The following is an 18,327-nucleotide window of genomic DNA, read 5'->3' as shown; positions in this document are numbered from 1 at the left end:
AATCGTCATAACCGGAATACCTTGCAATTCCGGTTTATTTTAAAAAATCAGCATATCTGATTCAATTCCTTGGATCCTCAGATCCGATAGAGAGAAATGGATAAAACTAATACGCCGCTTTGTAATTTATCAGACCACTCCCGCTCTCAGAGCTCTTCATGTCAAATCAAACCTCAAATCAGTTCCGATCCAGCAGTAAATTCCAATCGGTAAGGAGAAACAAAATGCGACGCGGAAAAAAGATGCTCGCGATATTTTCAACTATGGTAATGAGTGCGAGTATCGCCACCGCCGATGATCGCATACTCGAATCAAAGTCGCCCTTTGATTCGGCTTCCACTTCCCGGTCCTCCAGTCAGTATTTTTCCGGTCAGGCACCTGAGAATAATACGGGACGGATCACGATTTCGCAGCCTCGTCAGAATGCAGCTGTCAAAGAGCAGTCAGCAGAATACAGGCCGACTGACAAAGAACGTCTCTCACAGGTTCCAAATTATTACAAGGAACTGTTTGGCCAGGAACGTCCTTATCGCCGACTGGATAACAAAGCAAAAACAGAGACTCCCGCGCCAAGCCAGTCTCAGTTCCAGCAGATTGGTCATTCTGAACCACAAAGTGGAAAAAAACAGTACCACTTCGAAACATTCAATTCAAAACAGTCAGACAAGCAGAATATTGTTCATGCTGAATTTCAGCAGGGTAACCAGAAATCTGCCCAAGGCAAGATTCAGCAGGTCAGTGCAGGGAACTCACGTGAAAACCAGTTCCGTCTGCCAACGGAGTTCAGTCAATCGGCTCCACAGACTCCCAGCCTTTCCATTCCCCGGATTCCGGATCGAAAGACTGTGGAAAACAAGCATCATCTGACTTTTGGATCCGCGGCTGCTGCACCAAAAACAGAGCAACCTTCCGGAATTACAATCAGTGCGTCTCCCAGCACTCGTCGTGTGAGTGAAATCAGTGTGAAACCTGTGGGTGCCGCTTCGGATGAAGCAACTGCAAAACTGACCCATAAATGGATCAAGAAAACAGAAATTAACGTAGGTCAGGAATGTGAATTCGAACTGGAAATTAAAAACGAAGGAAAACAGGCTGCCCAGGACCTGCTGGTCGAAGCATTCTTTCCGATTTCCGTGCGGCTGACAAATGCGGAACCTCTTCCCAGTTCCAGTCGTGATCATCTGGAATGGAAATTTGAATCGCTGAAAGCCGGCGAAACGAAAGTAATCCGGATTTCAATGATTCCCAGTCAGCGGGGTGCCATTTCTGCTGTTGCCAATGTTCGCTCAACCAGTGCTCTGGCTGAATCGTTCATGGTAGCAGAACCCATGCTGCAGGTTGCCGTCAAAGGTCCAACCAATGTAATGATCGGTGAACCCGCTTCTCAATCTGTCACCATCTCCAACCCGGGGACTGGTACATTGCACAATGTTGTGCTCGAAGCTGAAATTCCCAAGGGACTGGAACATGTGACCGCAGAATATCTGCAGATGCAGGTGGGATCACTCAATCCTGGTGAATCGCGAACCATTCGACTGGCTTTAGCCGCCGTGATGGGTGGTGAGCAGGTCGTGAACGTCCAGGCAAAAGCCGAAGGTGGTCTGGTTCAGGCGACACAGGCTCGTGTAAATGTTATCGCTCCGAAAGTTCAGGTTGCCATCGATGGTCCCGGACTTCGCTACAAAGGTCGCAGTGCTCAGTACGTCATCACGACACTCAACGATGGTGCTGCTGCTACGAATAATGTTCGCGTCTTGCACAAAATTCCTGAAGGATTTGAATTCGTCAATGCCGATCACGGTGGACAGTTCAATCCGGAAGATTCTACGATCAGCTGGTTTCTTGGTCGGATGGAACCAGGTCAAACTGCCAGTGTGAACCTGGAGTTAAAAACCAAAACCATCGGTAACTATGTGCATCACGTACGAGCCATTTCTGAACACAACGTAAAATCAGACGCTCAGATTCAGACACGAATTGAAGGAACTGCCCAGCTGGTTCTGGAAATCGCTGACCTGGACGATCCTGTCGAAATCGGTAAAGAAACCGGTTACAAGGTGGTTGTTAAGAATGATGGTAGTAAGTCAGCACAGAATGTTTCGGTCTCCTGCGAACTGCCTCCTGGTGTGGAACTGATTACTGCAACCGGTCCGACTCAGCACATTGCTGAAAATGGTGTGGTCGTCTTCAAATCTCTGGGAGATCTGGCACCTGGCGATTCGGTACAATACCAGGTAATCGTACGGGGTACTGTGGAAGGGAATCAGCGGTTCCGGGCTCGACTCGCCAGCGATTCGATCCGCGATCCTCTGCTGTTCGAAGAACTGACTCGCTTCTACAAAGACTAAGCGAAACAGCCTCAGGCTGCTGAAAATAATAAAAACCCGGTCAGTGATCTGCTGACCGGGTTTTTTTATTGAAGCGAATCAGGTTGAGAGAGACCGCTTCCATCAAAGATGGTTCCGATGAAATCCGCTGTCAGAGAATCAATTTCTCTTCCAGATGACAAGTTGATGATGTGTTTGACCCGGTTTGCCGTTCGAAATTTTCAGGACCAGGCTATCCAAAGATTTAGTCTGCTCCAGAACCTGTCGAAAATCGTTCAGGCTGTTGACCGGGGTTCCGGCGACTTCCTCAATGACATCATACAGTTTGACCACGTTAGACAGTGAACTCTGTTGATCCACATCCATAATGAGTAACCCGGTCTGATTGGCCTCAAATCCCAACTGGGTAGCCAGGTCTGCGTTCATCGCATGGACCTGCAGACCGGATAAAACATCATTTGCAGTCGTGTTTTTTATTTTCTGGAAGCTCATGGGGGCAGCCGAGGTACCCGGACGCCGTGACTGTTGAGTCTCTTTCTGCTTCCGTTCGAGTTCGTCCAGAATACGACGATTGGCCAGTTCCACCATTACATTGACCTTTCGGCCGCTACGTAACAGGACCACACTGACCCTGTTATCGATGGGGGTCAGGCTGACCAGATTGATCAGATGGTTCTGGTCGAGGACATCGATGCCACCAAAACTGAGGATGATGTCATCGTACTTCAGGTTGGCACGAGACGCCGGCGTATTTGAAATGACTTTCACAACCCGGGCTCCCCGTACACGGTCCATTTTCAAGCGGCCCGCAGTTGCAATACTGAATTCCGGATCAAGTTGCACACCCAGATAGGCCCGGTAAACCTGGCCATATTTTACCAGTTGGTTGAACACATGACGTACCAGCTTACTGGGGATACTGAAACCAATCCCGTCGTTACCGCCACTGTTTGATGCGATGGCTGTATTGATGCCGATGATTTTACCTTCGAGATCAATCAGCGGTCCACCACTGTTACCAGGATTGATGGCCGCATCGGTCTGCAGAAAGTTCTGATTGAGAACTTCCGATCCGCTGCCCAACTGAAGGGAACGCCGGCCTTTGGCACTGATGATTCCCAGGGTGACCGATTCACTTAATCCGAACGGGCTGCCCATCGCCAGTACCATATGTCCAATGTCCAGCTTGTCGCTGTCGCCCCAGTCGGCAGGTGTCACATCGGTAATCCCGATTTTCAGAATTGCCAGGTCGGTATCTTTGTCTTCCCATTTCTGCTGGGGATGTATCACACGACCATCATGCAGGGAGATGGAAATGGAGGTCCCCTCAGAGTCTCGCACCACATGCCGGTTGGTCACAATATATAAACCGGAGGTACCTTCACCTCTGACAATCACACCCGAACCGGTTTCTTCCACTGCACCGCGTGGCGTCTGACGTTCACACTGGATATGAACGACACTCGGGGTAGCCAGTTTGGCGATTTTAGCCAGATGACGGCTGCCTTCATGCAGGGGAGAAGTAGAGGGCAGTAGTGGGGAATGCGCTTGCCGGGGGTTCGACTGGGAAGGAACCTTTGCTTCCAGCTGATTCGATGACAGCGGGGAATCAAAGCAGGTATTCCACAGTGAAACGGAAACAACCAGACCAAAGACGAAAACCAGGGGGTATCGATTCTTCATGATGCAAATCTCTCAGCGTGACCCAGGATCTTTTTGCGATTTAGCTATTTATAGCTACGGCAAAATGAGGCAATCCTTCGCCAGTGCCGGACGATTTGATTACCAGTGACCGGCAACGGCACTGGTAATACCAGGGATCAGGTGACTGATTATTATGAATCTCTCCCCAATGAATGTCAGTGATGAGGGGCTGTCTCATTCGGGGGAGAAGAAAACAGTAATCAGTCTGTTAGAACCCTCTGGCATTATTATCGGAAGGGGATACTATTTTTCGAGATCCAAATCGTGAATTCTGACTTCCTGATCGTTAAGCCGTCCTTCGAATTCGTATGCGTTCTCCCAATCGCCATGAACATCATGAGTGGATAATCCCATTGATTCGCGCTGTTCTGCACAACTGACACAAAACATCGCATAAGGAACTGCTTTAAGCCGTGCAATCGGTATATTTTTATTGCAGCTTTCGCAGTGACCGTAACGGCCTTCCTGAATCAGCGAGATCGCTCGGCGGATTTGCATCAGCTCCTTGTATTCAATCTCGGCCAGATGGGATTCCAGATCCTGGCGGCGTTCGCGAATCGCAGCATCACCACTGTCCTCAACGGACGACTGGCTGCCCGACGAACCTTCTGAACTGTCACTCACCAGCTTCTTCAGTTCATCACGTCTATTCAGCAGTTGCTTGTGCAACCTGATTATTGCGTCTTTTCGTACCACTCTCTCGTCCCCTCATAAAGATCATATTCGGTGAGCAACTTCAAAAGTCGATTCTCCCAAAACATAGCTTTTAATTTGGCTAAAGAATTTGGAAACATGACCAGATATTTTCAGTTTTGCATCAAAGCTACACACAGGTATTATTCACTACGTGAATTAAATGTCGAGAGTTGGAAACTTTCAAAATAAGAAATTAATACATAAGTCAAAATTTTCCAGTAACTTAAGATGGCGTCTTTTCTTCGGATTTTCTGAATTTCCTGACCAGGAGCCCGTTTTACGTACTGGACGTTTAAAACCAAACGGCCGTAGCGAATGTACATTCGGATTCCAGGGCTGTTTCCTGATATTGACCCGGTTCCCCGATTGCGATGTAATACGCGCCCCTGAAACCAGTTTCTTAGCTCAGTGACAGTCAACGATTGGGAAACGTGTTTACGACCTTCGACCGCTATTTGCTCAAACGATACTTCCATGTATTCGTGATCGGATTCATCGCAACCTACGGCCTGTACGTAGTTTTTGACGGATTTACGAACATCGATGGCTTTCAGGCAGGAGCAGAAAAAGTCTCATCGAATGACCTTAACGGTCTTGAGGTCGATCAGAACGCATCGACCAGCCTGCTCTGGATTATGCTTGAATTCTACTTCTATCAATCTTCGCTCTTTTTTGACATGATCAGCCCGATTCTTTCCGTACTGGCTGGAGTCGTTGTCTTTTCCCTGATGGTGCGTCACGGAGAACTGAATCCCGTTCTCTCAGCCGGCATTCCTACATACCGCCTGGCCATACCACTGGCTATGGCAACGATTATTGTTAACTGTGTGATGTGTCTGAACCAGGAAGTCATCATTCCTTCCATTGCGGATAAGCTTCAGGCGGAACGTGGAGACATGGCAAGCTCTGCTCAGTTTGTCGAGCCCGTTTATGATTTCAGCACACGGATTATGATCAACGGTCAGGAAGTATTCCTGACTGAACAGAAAATGAAAAATGCAGAGTTTGTTCTGTCTAAACCGATGGTTCATGATTTCGTCACCGTCAAGTCTGACACCGCGATCTATCAGACCCCGACCCAAACCAGACCGGGAGGCTGGTTGCTGAAGCAGGCTACCCCGAGTTATCAGGAGCTGGAGATTGCTGAATTTGCCAGAGAAATAATCCAGCCCGGTCCTGAGCCGAATGAGATATTTATTGTGACGGATGTGGGCTGTGATCAACTCTGTAATCGCAATTTCAGTTCATTGATCTCGACTTCGGATCTGATTGCCCGCATCAATAATCCTTCTTTCAGTGATTTATCGATTCGTAAACAGAAACTGGACCTGCATTCCCGACTCACGCGTCCGATCATGAACCTGATTGCCGTACTGATTTCAATTCCATTTGTACTGCGCAAAGAAAGTCGCAGTCTGATCCTGAATATCGCGATCTGTGCCTGTGTGATGGGAGGCCTGTTCGGAATTTCGCAGTGTTTCCTTTATATGGGGTCCACAAAGCTGATTTCACCAGATCAGGCAGCCTGGTTTCCCGTAATAACGAACGGAACACTTGCCGCCTGGTTCACGAACCGGGTTCAGACCTGAGTATTAAGCGGGACAGAATCAACCGCTCTGACCCAGATCCATCAGTTGTCCGAATCGCTCCAGCACGCGAATCTTGAGAGGGGCGAACCGGGGCTGGTCAAACTCACCTCGTTCGACAAGTCGTAAGGCAACCTCATGCGTTTCCTGTAAAATGGCTGCGTCCCGTTTCAGATCCGCGACCCGCAGCGGCAGCTCACCATGTTGACGGGTTCCGAAGATATCCCCCGGACCACGTGCCTGGAAATCCGCCTCGGCTATTTCAAAGCCATCGGTGGTCTGCTCCATCACTGACAGTCGATTTAATGCGTCTTCGCTCTCCGTATAAGAAAACAGAAAACAGTTTCCCCGGTGAAGGCCGCGACTCACACGACCCCTTAACTGATGCAACTGTGACAGTCCAAAACGATCCGCCTGCAGAATGACCATCAGCGTCGCATTGGGAACATCCACGCCCACTTCGACGACGGTTGTGGAGACCAGCACCTGAATTGTTCCCTGGTGAAACTGCCTCATGATCTCGGCCCGTTCTTCGCGATCCATCTGGCCGTGTACCAGCCCGATCGAAGCCGTCGACAGCTCACTCTTCTGCAGTTTGCGATACACTTCCTCGGCACTGGACCGAATATTCTGTTCGTCTTCGGAGTCAATGCGCGGGCAGACAATATAAGCCTGTCTGCCTGCCGCGATCTGGGTCCTTAAAAAATCCCAGGCCTTTTTTCGTTGAGGCGTTGTCGAGACGCGGCTCGTCATTACCGGTTGCCGACCGGGAGGCAGTTCTGTATTCACTGAGATATCCAGTTCACCAAACTGCGTCAGACACAGACTGCGGGGGATCGGCGTCGCCGTCATCACCAGCATATGCGGGGTATTCTGATCGCTGGAGAAATGAGCCCGTTGCATCACACCGAACTTATGCTGCTCATCGATAATCACCAGTCCCAGGTTATGATATCGGACATCCTTCTGGACGACCGCCTGCGTGCCTACGATCAGTTGTTGTTCTCCGGAAGCGATCTGTTCCAGTGTCGCTTTGCGTTCAGAGGGAGACAGGCTGCCGGTCAGAAGGCAGTGTTTCACCCGACTGTGTTTTAAAATCTTGTTGATTGTTTCCCAGTGCTGTACCGCCAGCAGCTCTGTCGGGGCCATCAGAACCGCCTGATTTCCCCCGGCAATCATGGCCAGCATTGCATAAATCGCGATGGCGGTTTTGCCGGCGCCCACATCTGCCTGCAGCATGCGATGCATGGCTCGCCCTGAAGCCAGATCGGTTTTAATTTCTTCAATCGCCTGGTTTTGACCTTCGGTAAAATCATATGGAAACAGTCGTCGGATCCGGGCATCGACTTTCGCAGTGACTTTTACCAGCGGTGCATTATCGACACAGGTCCAGAGTCGTCTGCGCAGCGCCAGTGCCAGTTGAAATTCCAGAAGATCATCGTAGATCACACGATGCACACCGGCATGGTATTCCTCCATGGTCCGGGGTTTGTGCATCTGGATCACAGCCTGACTCAGCGGAATCAGCGAATGCGCCTCACGAAAACTTTCCGGCAGATAGTCGGGGATCAGTTGGGCATATTCCTCAACCGCAGCGCGCACGAAACGCCGCATCTGATACATCTTGATACCTTCGGTCAGGCTGTACCGGGGTAAGATCAGTCCCTGTGGATCATCCAGGTCTTCTTCCAGGACCTGGAACTGGGGATGAGAAATTTCCCATTTTCCGGAGCGGCGTTTGGGTTTGCCGGAAAACATCAGCAACTGTCCCTGGAAAAACCGTTTAATGACCCAGGGCTGGTTGAACCAGGTTCCCTTCAGGAACCCGGTGCCACAATCCAGCAGAATTGCAGTAATCGTCCGGCCGCGTGAGATTGTGCGGGCATCGAGGTCCACGACCTTGCCACAGACGGATGCGGGTTGGTCTTCTTCCAGTTCATTAACCGGGCGGACATCGGTCAGGTCCAGCACACTGCGAGGCAGATGCCACAACAGATCCTCTACGGTTTGAATTCCAAGTTTTCCCAGCAATTCACCGCGATCCGGACCGACTCCATTAAGGAATTGAACAGGAGTTTCCAGGGGAGATGCGGTCATTGTATTCTACAACCGTTCGAGCCGAGTTATAGGAATCAGGGGAGTGATGAGTTACCTGTTGTCAGGCTAATATTCAGACTCACTCTGTAACTTGAGTGCAAACTCCACTGCCAGTTCATCACAGCGTTCATTTTCAGGATGACCACTGTGCCCTTTGATCTGGGTAAAGCGGACTTCGTGGCGTTCCAGCAGTACATCCAGTTTCCGCCAGAGCTCTTCATTCTTCACAGGCTTCCAGCTTTTACCTTCCCGCCGGCGCCAGTTGTTTTTTTTCCAGTTCGGCATCCATTCTTTAGAGCCTTTGGCGACGTAGACACTGTCCGTAATCACCTCCACACGGGAAGTCCGTTTCAACAGTTCCAGGCCCGAAATCACCGCCTGCAACTCCATCTGATTATTGGTCGTGACTGCCTCGCCTCCGGAGAACTCTTTTTCCGTGCCGGTAGCAGGATGTCTGAGGATCACTCCCCAGCCTCCCGGTCCCGGATTTCCCCTGCAGGCACCATCGGTAAAGATCTGCACAAACGGGAGAGCGTCCTGATCTGCTGCATCATCAGTCATAATAATGGTAAACGCACGCCTGGCAAAAAATAAACGATGACTCAAATATGAGTCCCGGTACGAACAACAAATACAGGGGGGGCGCTGCAAATGAGCGTAAAATCACCCCTCGTGAATTCTGGGAAAGAAGCGGGTCGCGCTGTCGCGACTATCGTTCTCGATAGACAATACGTCCACGATTCAGGTCATAAGGGGAGACCTCGACCACGACTTTGTCACCCGGGACGATACGAATAAAGTGTTTTCGCATCTTGCCGGCTACATGCGCCAGAACCTGGTGTCCGTTTTCCAGTTCGACTCGAAACTGAGTATTTGCCAGTGCCTCGGTCACTGTACCTTCGACTTCAATGGCCTCTTCTTTGGCCATAACAATTGTATCCTGTCCAATAAAGTTCATAAAAAGGGAATAAGCGATACATTTCGCATAAACCTAACTCCAGTCTCTGTCTGATGAAAGACAGTCGGGAGTTCTTTGTGCCACATATTGTGACAGGGAGACAGCAAATATGCCAGTCTGAACAGACCCGCAAGTCATATAACCTCTGATTCAGGCAGGGAAATCCTCACAGAAACGCCGATTCAGCGTTTTTTTATCCCGGAGATAGAGTTTTTTCCGGAGCAGTCGTCAAACGTAAGGTACGCTTTAATAAATCGGACCCTGCTTATGGATAGTGAACCTCATCAGTTGTCGGTCCGTTAATCTGAAAGGTACCTTTCAGGTTACCACACATCTGACAGGATTCTAGTCATGCAGTATCTTAAAAGATTTCTCATCGAAGAAGATGGTCCTACCGCTGTCGAGTATGCTGTCATGCTGGCTGCCATTGTGATGGTCTGTATTGCCGCTATCGCCGCGATCGGGACCCGCACGAATGACCTGTTTGAAAATGCGACGACGGAAATGCAAAATCACGGCATATAACCGTCTGTTTTTAAACCAGCATTCAATTCAGTCTCGAACCTTCCGGATTCCTGTCTGCGTCCTGCAGAATTGCACTTCTTCACCATTCTATTAAACTGCAGGGATCGTTCATCTTTTTTTGATTTAAAACTCCCGGAACCGCTATGCCTGACTGCTATATTGCGCTCGGTGGAAATCAGGGCCCTGTCCACGAAACGTTCTCTCTGGCATTGGAACGCCTCGATCAGCATCCAGACATTTCTGTCATCAAAACCAGTCACTGGATTGAAACTGCACCAGTGGGTGATCAGACAACGGATCCTTTTCTGAATGGTGCCGCCCACCTTTCCGTATCACTCTCCCCCGAATCGCTGTTACTGGAGTTACAACAACTGGAAGCAGACATGGGACGCGTCAGAGAAGTCCGCTGGGGTGCTCGTCCCCTCGATCTGGATCTGCTGCTCTACGACCAGTTAATCATTCGCTCGCAAAACCTGGTGGTTCCTCACCCGGCCTGCTGGTACCGACGGTTTGTGCTTGATCCCCTGTCAGAAATTGCCGCAGATGTCATTCATCCGGAGAAACAGATCACGATTCAGGAATTACGTCAGCGACTGCTGATAAAGCCATTTCAATTTGTTCTGGCGGGGCTCCCCCCCAGAGAAGCCGCTTTATTAATTGAAAATCTGCAGGAAAAATATCCTAAAGTGCAGTTTTCCAACTGGGAAACTCAGGGTTCAGCCACCTCAATTACACCGGAACCGACGTTGATAGCCTGGCTGGGCACTCCGGCATCCACTACAAAATTCGAAGATTTGCCCCTGATTCCGCGTTTAGACCTCTCCGATTATCAGAATAATACTGAACGAATCGTTCATGTCTTGCAATCTGCGCTGGATTTCCAGTAAAAATCGTCTATACTTATAGATAAGGGCTCGCCGATATTTTTAACAGGGCTGCTTGAAGTCAAACAATGACGGTTTGAATCAGTCAGTCTTACCTGCCTTTGCCCTCCCACCTTTTCGAATTTGGAGACCTGACACGATGCTCAAGATCCTGGGTTCTCAAAAAAGCAAGTTTTGTGATCAGATTACACGCCGCAACTTTCTCCAGATTGGCGGTCTCGCTTTAGGTGGTATGTCGCTTCCGCAAATTCTGCAGGCAGAGAATTCGTCGAATCAGCGAAAAACACACAAAGGCATCATCATGATCTTCCTGCCGGGAGGTCCTCCCCATCAGGATATGTGGGATATCAAAGTTGATGCACCCAGCGAAATTCGTGGCGAATTCAATGCAATACAGACCAACGTCCCCGGTGTGGAAATCGGGGATCAGTTTCCGCGCATGGCGCAGATGGCTGACAAGTTCGCGTTCATCCGTTCCATGGTTGGTTCGGATGGCCGACACGATGCCTTTCAGTGTCTCACCGGTCAACGCTTTGGAAACCAGCCTCTGGGAGGCTGGCCCAGCTTAGGTTCGGTCCTATCCAAAAAGTACGGTCCCGTCGATCCGTCAATTCCTCCGTTCCTTGGTCTCTCTCCCAAGATGGGCCATATGGAATGGGCGCGCGCCGGAGATCCCGGTTTTCTCGGTCTGGCTCACGCTCCCTTCCGTCCGAACGGTGAAGGCATGGCTGATATGACCCTGAATGGGATCACCCTCGATCGACTCGATAACCGTAAAAAAGTACTCAGTTCGCTCGATCAGTTCCGCAGTAAAGTCGATGCGTCCGGCATGATGGAAGGGCTCGACTCCTTCAACCAACAGGCGTTTGGCATTCTCACTTCCAGTAAACTCGCTGACGCGTTAGATCTTTCCAAGGAAGATCAGTCACTCCGCGATCGCTATGGGCGGGGAACGTCCAAACTTCGCGCCGATGGCGGTCCGAAACTGCTCGATGATTTTCTGACCGCCCGTCGTCTGATTGAAGCCGGGGCCCGCTGTGTGACGCTGGCCTTCAGTCGCTGGGACTGGCATGGCGGCAACTTTAAACGCGGTCGCGAAGACATGCCGATGCTTGATCAGGGCGTCACGGCGTTGATTGAAGATCTGGAAAATCGTGATATGCTGGACGATGTCACCGTCGTCGTCTGGGGCGAATTCGGAAGAACCCCCAAAATCAACGCCAACTCCGGTCGCGATCACTGGCCGCGCGTCTCCACTGCTGTGGTTGCTGGTGGCGGCATGAAGACCGGCCAGATTATCGGTTCCACCAATCGACTGGGGGAATATGCAGAAGACCGCCCGGTTCATTTCCAGGAAGTTTTTGCGACCCTCTATCACAACCTGGGTATCAATGTTGAAACTGCGACCGTCGATGACCTGCAGGGACGTCCCCGTTATCTGGTCGATACCAATAAGTACAAAGTCATGCCCGAACTCATCTGAGCGGAACCGTTGACTGTATAATAACGATCCCCGACTCGATCAATGAATGGGATTCTTCTGTAATGGCAATAGGGCGTAACTCATGGTGTTGAGTCCTGCGCAGAACCGGTTGTTGAATATCGCAGCGTTGAGTTTCGCCGCATTTGGGCTTGCCTGGATTGTTTACCTGCAAGCGATCAGAGGGACCACCGCTGGGCCCGATTTTGTTCAGGCGATCAAATCCGGGGAAATCACAGCAGACTCTGTTACTTCCATCGAAGTGGTTGTGCCTCCTCCAGGATACTCTGCATTTACAGCCAGTGAATATGAACGCTTAACACGCCTGGCAACGATCACAGACCAAACGGCAATCAACGATATCCTGACAGCGTTGCAGGTCGCCACGCCCGGTCAATATTCTCAAAATCATCCGTCCTTACAGTCCCACGTGTATTTGAAGGTCAACTGTCAGGAAGACTTCTTCTGGTTGAACGTCGAGGAATATCAGGACGCGAAAAGCGCAGTTCTTCAAGTGGAAGCCAACAATCGGAACGCACTCAATCCCAATGGTGCCACTCTCTATTACCTGAGAAATTATTCTGAAGTTCTCAGCTTGCTGCAGCAGAAAGAGAAGTGACATCAATCCACAAAAAAAATACGCGGTACTTGTCTCTGAAAATTCAGTCACTTACACTCTCAACTCACAGTGATCATCAAATTGAGATAACAATCGCCCGCTTTGCCATGTGAAGAGACTTGAAGGACCAACGATGCCCGACAAATCGACACCCGAGACAGTAGAAACCATCATCCAGGATCGCAAAACAGAAAAAGTTCTGTGTGATATTGAAGCACATCAGCCTGTTCCCGCTGATATTGCAGAACGCAATCGCGAGATCGTACTGCAGGCGATCAAGACCGCGGGCTGGGCTCCGTTTCACTATCCACGCAAAGTCGATAATTTAGCAGAACCGTGGCGTGCCCATGTTTTATGGGATGAGCAGGCAAAACAGGCTGCGATTTATATGCGTGATGAATTGAACGTCACCTCCAAAGAGCCCCGGCTGGCAGCCGCCTGCAGTGCACTGGTCCTGGTGACCTGGCTGCCTGAGGTCTCTGCTTCAGAAGTACAGCAGGATTCAAAAGTCGAACGGGAAACGTTACTGGCTCGAGACGAAGAACACCTGGCGGCCGCTTCGGCCATGGTCCAGAATCTGTTACTGATGCTGACCGCGCACGATATGGGAAACTACTGGTCGAGTGGCGGAAAACTGAAGGGACCGGAGATGTTCCAGTATCTGGGCATTCCCGCACAGGAAAAATTACTGGCAGCCGTCTTCATTGAGTATCCGGAGATGCGAGACGATACCAGAGAGCGCAAACCGGGCAGTCTGCGAAACGACCGCAGCGATCAGTGGATACGCGAAGTGAACCTTTGAGAACACCCCAATGAGGCAAGTCCACTTTTTTCGATTCGTATTCCTCACTCAATTTTCACTCACACGTATTGGGGGGGCTCGAATAAAATTCGGGCCGAGCGCAGCGAGCAGGAATCTGACAGAGAACCAGAACAATGAATATGGATCGTGATTTTGAGTGATCGATAAAGGTTGATGTGATATTTAAAATCGATCAAATACCCTGACAGTTTCCTGTTGCTTTCAGCAATCCCGAATTGCATTCGGGACCACCCATGACAAATATTATTTATCCATGAGTCATACAGGTTAGTGAATTTCGTGGTAATAAAAACTCACGCCTGAATCTCAGACAGTTCCTGCCAGAGCAGGGCGCTGGCCAGTGTTCCCTGGCGAAACGATTCCAGCGAGAAGCGTTCGTTGGGGCTATGAAGGTTATCCGTATTCTGTCCCCAGCCCAGCAGCAGCGTTTCGACGCCGACCAGCGACTGAAACGTTTCGACGACTGGAATGGAGCCACCTTCGCGGATCATCACGGGGGCCGTTCCGAATGCCTGTTCAATGGCCGAACGGGCGGCTGTCATATAAGGACTATTGAAATCAAAGACCAGGCCGCGACAGCCGTGGAAGTCGATGAATTCCATCGTCAGTCCTGGCGGCAGCTGATCGCGTAGAAACTGCTCCAGCGCTTTCGTCAATGCTTTGGGATCCTGATCGGGAACCAGGCGGCACGTGATCTTCACGCGCGCCTGAGCGGGGACAATCGTTTTGGGGCCTTCGCCCGTGTAACCCGAGATCATGCCGTTCACATCACACGTTGGTCGTGCCCAGCGGCGTTCCAGCGTCGTAAAGCCCGCTTCGCCGGCGACTGCATTCACACCCAGATTGCTCATAAAGGTGGCTTCATCAAAAGGCAATGCTGCAAACTGCTCGCGCTCTTCCTGTGTCAGTTCCAGCACGCCGTCATAAAAGCCGGGGATTTGCACTCGCCCCTGATCATCGTGCAGTGCGGCGATCATTTTCGCCAGACCATTGCCCGGGTTGGTCACCGCACCACCAAACACGCCACTGTGCAGATCCTGGCGGGGTCCGCGGACAATCACTTCGCAGGCCAGAATGCCTCGCAGTCCGTAGGTAATCGCGGGCAGCCCCGGACCATACTGACTGGTATCGCTGATGACCGCGATATCGCTGGCTACCAGATCCTTGTTCTCGGCCAGAAAACGGTCCAGGTTGTCGCTGCCGACTTCTTCTTCGCCTTCAATCACAAAGACCACGTTGACCGGCAGCTCGCCGTGCGTTTTCATCCAGGCTTCAACTGATTTGATGTGTGTATACATCTGCCCTTTGTCATCGGTCGCCCCGCGGGCATAAATGTGTCCGTCGCGGATGTCTGGTTCAAAGGGGGGCGTTGTCCATTGATCCAGAGGATCGGGGGGTTGCACATCGTAATGGCCGTATACCAGTACGGTCGGTTTTCCGGCTGCTTTTTTCCAGGAGCCGTAAACAATCGGATGTCCGGCGGTTTCCACCAGGCGGCTTTCGATGCCAGCGGCTTCCAGCTGTTTCAGTACAAACTCGGCTCCGCGCCTCGTTTCCGATTTCAATGTCGAGTCGGCACTCACACTGGGGATTTTCAAGAATTCGATCAGTTCACTGACAGCCTGATCCTGATGTTGCTCTAAATAACTGCGAACTTGCTCAACCATTGTTTTCCTGTAACCTTGATCCTGCTAAGTTATGATATCATTGAAGGTGAGAGAGACTCCACGAATGATGTTCTGAAATTTGAGTATAAGTCCCCGTGGATCATTTGAGTATAGAAGTCATCCATGAAAACAGTAGATGTTGCAATAATTGGTGGGGGAATCATCGGTCTGGCAACCGGCTGGCAGATCAGTCAGCGGTTTCCGGACAAATCAATTCTGATCCTCGAAAAAGAAAGTCAGGTTGCCCAGCATCAGACCGGTCACAATTCGGGTGTGCTGCATTCCGGAATCTATTACAAACCGGGTTCACTCCGGGCCATCAACTGTCGCGAAGGCAAACGTGCGATGGAAGCGTTCTGTGATGCCGAAGAAATTCCCTGGGATCAATGCGGCAAAGTCATTGTGGCGATCGACAAGCGGGAGTTTTCCGCCCTGGATCGCATTTTTGAACGGGGACAACAGAATGGCGTCACCTGTGAAATGATTGGCGAGGAACGCGTCAACGAACTCGAACCACACGTCGCCGGCATCCGAGGTATCCATGTTCCGGAAACCGGCATCGTCGATTACAAACAGGTTTCCGCACGGCTGGCCGAACGCATTCAGGAAAAAGACAATCAGATCCTGACCGGCGCCGAAGTCACGGGCATCCAGCATCACGCCGACTCAATCACCGTCAAAACTAAACAGGGGGACTTTACCGCAAAGCAGGTCATTAACTGTGGCGGACTGTTCAGCGATCGCGTGGCCCGGATGGGCGGTTCGAAACCGGAATCCAAAATCGTCCCGTTTCGCGGCGAATATTATGTGCTCAAACCGGAGGCAGAACATCTCTGCAAAGCGCTGATCTATCCGGTTCCCAATCCCGAGTTCCCTTTTCTCGGCGTGCATTTCACCAGAATGATTCACGGCGGCGTCGAATGCGGCCCCAATGCCGTCTGGGCCTTTGCGCGGGAAGGCTATACGAGAACCAGTATCAATATCGGGGATCTGTTCGAAGCGGCAACGTATCCCGGGTTTCGCAAGATGGCATTCAAATACTGGAAGACCGGCTTGAAAGAGATGTGGCGGTCGTTCAGCAAACCGGCATTCGTGCGTGAACTGCAGCGACTGATTCCCGAAATCAAAGCAGACGACCTCGAAGCGGCCCCCGCGGGCGTGCGTGCCCAGGCGCTCGGGCCGGATGGAACTCTGGTAGATGACTTTCTGATTGATGAATCCGATCGCATGATTAATGTTTTAAATGCACCTTCGCCGGCTGCGACATCCTCTTTACGGATCGGATCAATGATCACGGATCTGCTGGCCCGACGGATTCAATAACGGAGAGAAGACCACACGATGCAGGCATCGATCATCACTTACTGGGGCTACGCCACCGTTGTCTTCTGGACGATCCTGCTGGTTCCTTCGTTACTGATGATGATCCGCAAACGCATTACCCGCTGTCTGCCCGCGACGGAAATTCCAGAAAAGTGGCCCCTGATCTCCGTCATCGTGCCCGCCAAAGACGAAGCGGAAACCATCAAGTTGACACTCAAATCATTACTCGCCTCCGACTATCCCCGGCTGGAAATCATCGCCGTCAATGATCGCTCGACAGACGACACGGGTGAGATCATGGAACAGGTTGCACAGCGCGCCAGAGAGCAGGACCGCGTCAACATGCAGATCGTGCACATCACAGATCTGCCTGCCGACTGGCTGGGGAAATCACACGCCATGCATCAGGCCGCCAAACAGGCAACCGGCGAACTGTTGCTGTTTACCGACGGCGATATCATTTTCGATCCCCAGGCCATTTCAGAAGCGACGCGTGTCTTCCTGCATCAGAAACTGGATCATCTCTGTCTGCTGCCTCAACTGGCACGCGGCGGGCTGCTGGAGATGGCCTTCATTACATTTTTCGGTTTCCTGCTGACCGGCGGCATGTTTCTCTGGCTGGTTCCGACCCGCTGGCACTTCGCATACATCGGCATCGGCGCCTTCAATCTGGTCCGGACCGAAGTGTATCAACAGGTTGGTGGCCACGCTGCTATCAAACTGGATGTGCTTGACGACATCAAGCTCGGCAAGCTGATCAAAAACTATTATTACAGGCAGGATTTTTACCTGGGGATTGAACAGCTCAAGGTCCGCTGGCAGCCTTCTGCGTGGGGTGTGATTACCGGCGTCGAGAAAAACTCGTTCGCGTCGTTTCATTATTCTGTGTTATGGGTCTCTCTGGCAACGCTGGTGTTTCTCCTGTTTTTTATCGCCCCGTTTATCGTCCCGTTTCTGTACCCGCTATCACAGACGATCGGCTTTCTGATTACCATCGGCCTGCTGCATCTCTGCTATGCCACGATTGCGGTTCTGTTCTCATCCGGTCTTCGCGTGACGCCGCTGCTGTTCTTCTCGTCGCTGGCACTTGCATTTGCCATCTGGCGTTCCGCCTGGATTACTCTCAAAAACGGCGGCGTCCGCTGGCGCGACACCATTTATCCGCTCGATGTGTTGAAGAAGAACCTGTATTAAACATCGTTTTAAGCTACGGTTTTCGAATCTTGAACACACGAATGTGTGCCACTGTTGGTTTGTGCCTGTGGTCGTGAGTGCTACAGAGAACCACTGTTGGTCTATCTGTAGCAGTCATTGCAGTCACCCGTCTCCATTGATTCACAGGATCTATTGAATCAGGAAATTCATCGAGTTTACGTTGAATCTGCATCAGGTTTATTTTAATCAGGAATCAATAAGAACACAGTTGTGGAGCCGTGTTTTTCTCCAAGGTGTACAAAGTTGGCTAATGCAATTTCCCGCCTGTAATTTATCGTGACATACAACTGGCACAACGAAGTCTGTAGCCACATGTAACAGTCGATGCGATTGACTGCAAACGGGTTCGTATCGTCAGCTCAGCCTGAGATGCTTAGAACCGCAGCCGCTGACCTTCATGGAAAATTCATAAACTAAATTGGA

The 18,327-nt window shown here is 50.8% G+C and carries 15 protein-coding genes; 9 read left to right on the top strand and 6 right to left on the bottom strand.

The window, feature by feature from the left end; genetic code table 11:
- The first annotated feature begins 224 nt into the window (after nucleotides 1-224).
- On the top strand, nucleotides 225-2,348 hold the full coding sequence (locus GmarT_RS20845; protein ID WP_002643970.1) for a COG1361 family protein: 2,124 nt from the start codon (nucleotides 225-227) through the stop codon (nucleotides 2,346-2,348).
- 138 nt (nucleotides 2,349-2,486) lie between these two features.
- Here GmarT_RS20845 and GmarT_RS20840 read toward each other — a convergent pair whose 3' ends face one another.
- Together GmarT_RS20840 and GmarT_RS20835 are read right to left on the bottom strand one after the other, a co-directional pair.
- Nucleotides 2,487-4,010 carry a trypsin-like peptidase domain-containing protein gene (locus GmarT_RS20840; protein WP_002643972.1) on the bottom strand — a complete coding sequence of 508 codons (1,524 nt, stop codon included), beginning with the start codon at nucleotides 4,008-4,010 and terminating at the stop codon, nucleotides 2,487-2,489.
- A 264-nt stretch (nucleotides 4,011-4,274) separates the two neighbouring features.
- Entirely contained in the window at nucleotides 4,275-4,655 is a 381-nt protein-coding gene (locus tag GmarT_RS20835) for a TraR/DksA family transcriptional regulator (RefSeq protein ID WP_149303186.1), read from the bottom strand.
- A 503-nt stretch (nucleotides 4,656-5,158) separates the two neighbouring features.
- On the opposite strand from GmarT_RS20835, the gene GmarT_RS20830 reads away from it, so the two are divergent.
- Nucleotides 5,159-6,316: an LptF/LptG family permease gene (locus GmarT_RS20830; RefSeq protein WP_149303184.1), complete on the top strand. Its 1,158-nt coding sequence runs from the start codon at nucleotides 5,159-5,161 to the stop codon at nucleotides 6,314-6,316.
- Nucleotides 6,317-6,334: 18 nt separating this feature from the next.
- Here GmarT_RS20830 and recG read toward each other — a convergent pair whose 3' ends face one another.
- The 3 genes from recG to infA all read right to left on the bottom strand — a co-directional run bounded on the left by recG (nucleotide 6,335) and on the right by infA (nucleotide 9,338).
- The gene (recG, locus tag GmarT_RS20825; RefSeq protein ID WP_002643977.1) at nucleotides 6,335-8,410 is read right to left on the bottom strand and encodes an ATP-dependent DNA helicase RecG; all 2,076 of its coding nucleotides are present in this window, start codon (nucleotides 8,408-8,410) and stop codon (nucleotides 6,335-6,337) included.
- Nucleotides 8,411-8,476: 66 nt separating this feature from the next.
- Entirely contained in the window at nucleotides 8,477-8,971 is a 495-nt protein-coding gene (gene rnhA, locus GmarT_RS20820; protein WP_002643978.1) for a ribonuclease HI, read from the bottom strand.
- A gap of 148 nt (nucleotides 8,972-9,119) precedes the next feature.
- Nucleotides 9,120-9,338, bottom strand: coding sequence for a translation initiation factor IF-1 (infA, locus tag GmarT_RS20815; RefSeq protein ID WP_002643979.1), 219 nt, complete (start codon nucleotides 9,336-9,338; stop codon nucleotides 9,120-9,122).
- A 381-nt stretch (nucleotides 9,339-9,719) separates the two neighbouring features.
- Between infA and GmarT_RS20810 the strand changes: the two genes are divergently transcribed.
- The 5 genes from GmarT_RS20810 (at nucleotide 9,720) to GmarT_RS20790 (ending at nucleotide 13,678) form a co-directional block, all read left to right on the top strand.
- The gene (locus tag GmarT_RS20810; RefSeq protein WP_002643980.1) at nucleotides 9,720-9,893 is read left to right on the top strand and encodes a Flp family type IVb pilin; all 174 of its coding nucleotides are present in this window, start codon (nucleotides 9,720-9,722) and stop codon (nucleotides 9,891-9,893) included.
- Nucleotides 9,894-10,036: 143 nt separating this feature from the next.
- Nucleotides 10,037-10,780: a 2-amino-4-hydroxy-6-hydroxymethyldihydropteridine diphosphokinase gene (gene folK, locus GmarT_RS20805; protein WP_002643981.1), complete on the top strand. Its 744-nt coding sequence runs from the start codon at nucleotides 10,037-10,039 to the stop codon at nucleotides 10,778-10,780.
- Between the two features lie 136 nt (nucleotides 10,781-10,916).
- Entirely contained in the window at nucleotides 10,917-12,260 is a 1,344-nt protein-coding gene (locus GmarT_RS20800; RefSeq protein WP_002643982.1) for a DUF1501 domain-containing protein, read from the top strand.
- 82 nt (nucleotides 12,261-12,342) lie between these two features.
- Nucleotides 12,343-12,876, top strand: coding sequence for a hypothetical protein (locus tag GmarT_RS20795; RefSeq protein WP_002643983.1), 534 nt, complete (start codon nucleotides 12,343-12,345; stop codon nucleotides 12,874-12,876).
- A 133-nt stretch (nucleotides 12,877-13,009) separates the two neighbouring features.
- A complete protein-coding gene (locus tag GmarT_RS20790; RefSeq protein WP_002643984.1) occupies nucleotides 13,010-13,678 on the top strand; it encodes a nitroreductase family protein in 669 nt (222 codons plus the stop codon).
- 314 nt (nucleotides 13,679-13,992) lie between these two features.
- Here GmarT_RS20790 and GmarT_RS20785 read toward each other — a convergent pair whose 3' ends face one another.
- A complete protein-coding gene (locus GmarT_RS20785) occupies nucleotides 13,993-15,366 on the bottom strand; it encodes a dipeptidase (protein WP_002643985.1) in 1,374 nt (457 codons plus the stop codon).
- Between the two features lie 123 nt (nucleotides 15,367-15,489).
- On the opposite strand from GmarT_RS20785, the gene lhgD reads away from it, so the two are divergent.
- Both lhgD and GmarT_RS20775 read left to right on the top strand, forming a co-directional pair.
- Nucleotides 15,490-16,689: an L-2-hydroxyglutarate dehydrogenase gene (gene lhgD, locus GmarT_RS20780; protein ID WP_002643986.1), complete on the top strand. Its 1,200-nt coding sequence runs from the start codon at nucleotides 15,490-15,492 to the stop codon at nucleotides 16,687-16,689.
- An 18-nt stretch (nucleotides 16,690-16,707) separates the two neighbouring features.
- On the top strand, nucleotides 16,708-17,883 hold the full coding sequence (locus tag GmarT_RS20775; protein WP_002643987.1) for a glycosyltransferase family 2 protein: 1,176 nt from the start codon (nucleotides 16,708-16,710) through the stop codon (nucleotides 17,881-17,883).
- Nucleotides 17,884-18,327: the final 444 nt, after the last annotated feature.

The sequence above is a fragment of the Gimesia maris genome, assembly GCF_008298035.1.
Classification (GTDB): domain Bacteria; phylum Planctomycetota; class Planctomycetia; order Planctomycetales; family Planctomycetaceae; genus Gimesia; species Gimesia maris.
This window is presented reverse-complemented; position numbering and strand designations above follow the sequence as displayed.

Bases quoted from the DNA above. Each gene is read 5' to 3' on its own strand.
- recG (WP_002643977.1), bottom strand. From the start codon at position 8,410: ATGACCGCATCTCCCCTGGAAACTCCTGTTCAATTCCTTAATGGAGTC.
- GmarT_RS20800 (WP_002643982.1), top strand. From the start codon at position 10,917: ATGCTCAAGATCCTGGGTTCTCAAAAAAGCAAGTTTTGTGATCAGATT.
- rnhA (WP_002643978.1), bottom strand. From the start codon at position 8,971: ATGACTGATGATGCAGCAGATCAGGACGCTCTCCCGTTTGTGCAGATC.
- folK (WP_002643981.1), top strand. From the start codon at position 10,037: ATGCCTGACTGCTATATTGCGCTCGGTGGAAATCAGGGCCCTGTCCAC.
- GmarT_RS20845 (WP_002643970.1), top strand. From the start codon at position 225: ATGCGACGCGGAAAAAAGATGCTCGCGATATTTTCAACTATGGTAATG.
- GmarT_RS20775 (WP_002643987.1), top strand. From the start codon at position 16,708: ATGCAGGCATCGATCATCACTTACTGGGGCTACGCCACCGTTGTCTTC.
- infA (WP_002643979.1), bottom strand. From the start codon at position 9,338: ATGGCCAAAGAAGAGGCCATTGAAGTCGAAGGTACAGTGACCGAGGCA.
- GmarT_RS20795 (WP_002643983.1), top strand. From the start codon at position 12,343: ATGGTGTTGAGTCCTGCGCAGAACCGGTTGTTGAATATCGCAGCGTTG.
- GmarT_RS20790 (WP_002643984.1), top strand. From the start codon at position 13,010: ATGCCCGACAAATCGACACCCGAGACAGTAGAAACCATCATCCAGGAT.
- GmarT_RS20810 (WP_002643980.1), top strand. From the start codon at position 9,720: ATGCAGTATCTTAAAAGATTTCTCATCGAAGAAGATGGTCCTACCGCT.
- lhgD (WP_002643986.1), top strand. From the start codon at position 15,490: ATGAAAACAGTAGATGTTGCAATAATTGGTGGGGGAATCATCGGTCTG.
- GmarT_RS20785 (WP_002643985.1), bottom strand. From the start codon at position 15,366: ATGGTTGAGCAAGTTCGCAGTTATTTAGAGCAACATCAGGATCAGGCT.
- GmarT_RS20840 (WP_002643972.1), bottom strand. From the start codon at position 4,010: ATGAAGAATCGATACCCCCTGGTTTTCGTCTTTGGTCTGGTTGTTTCC.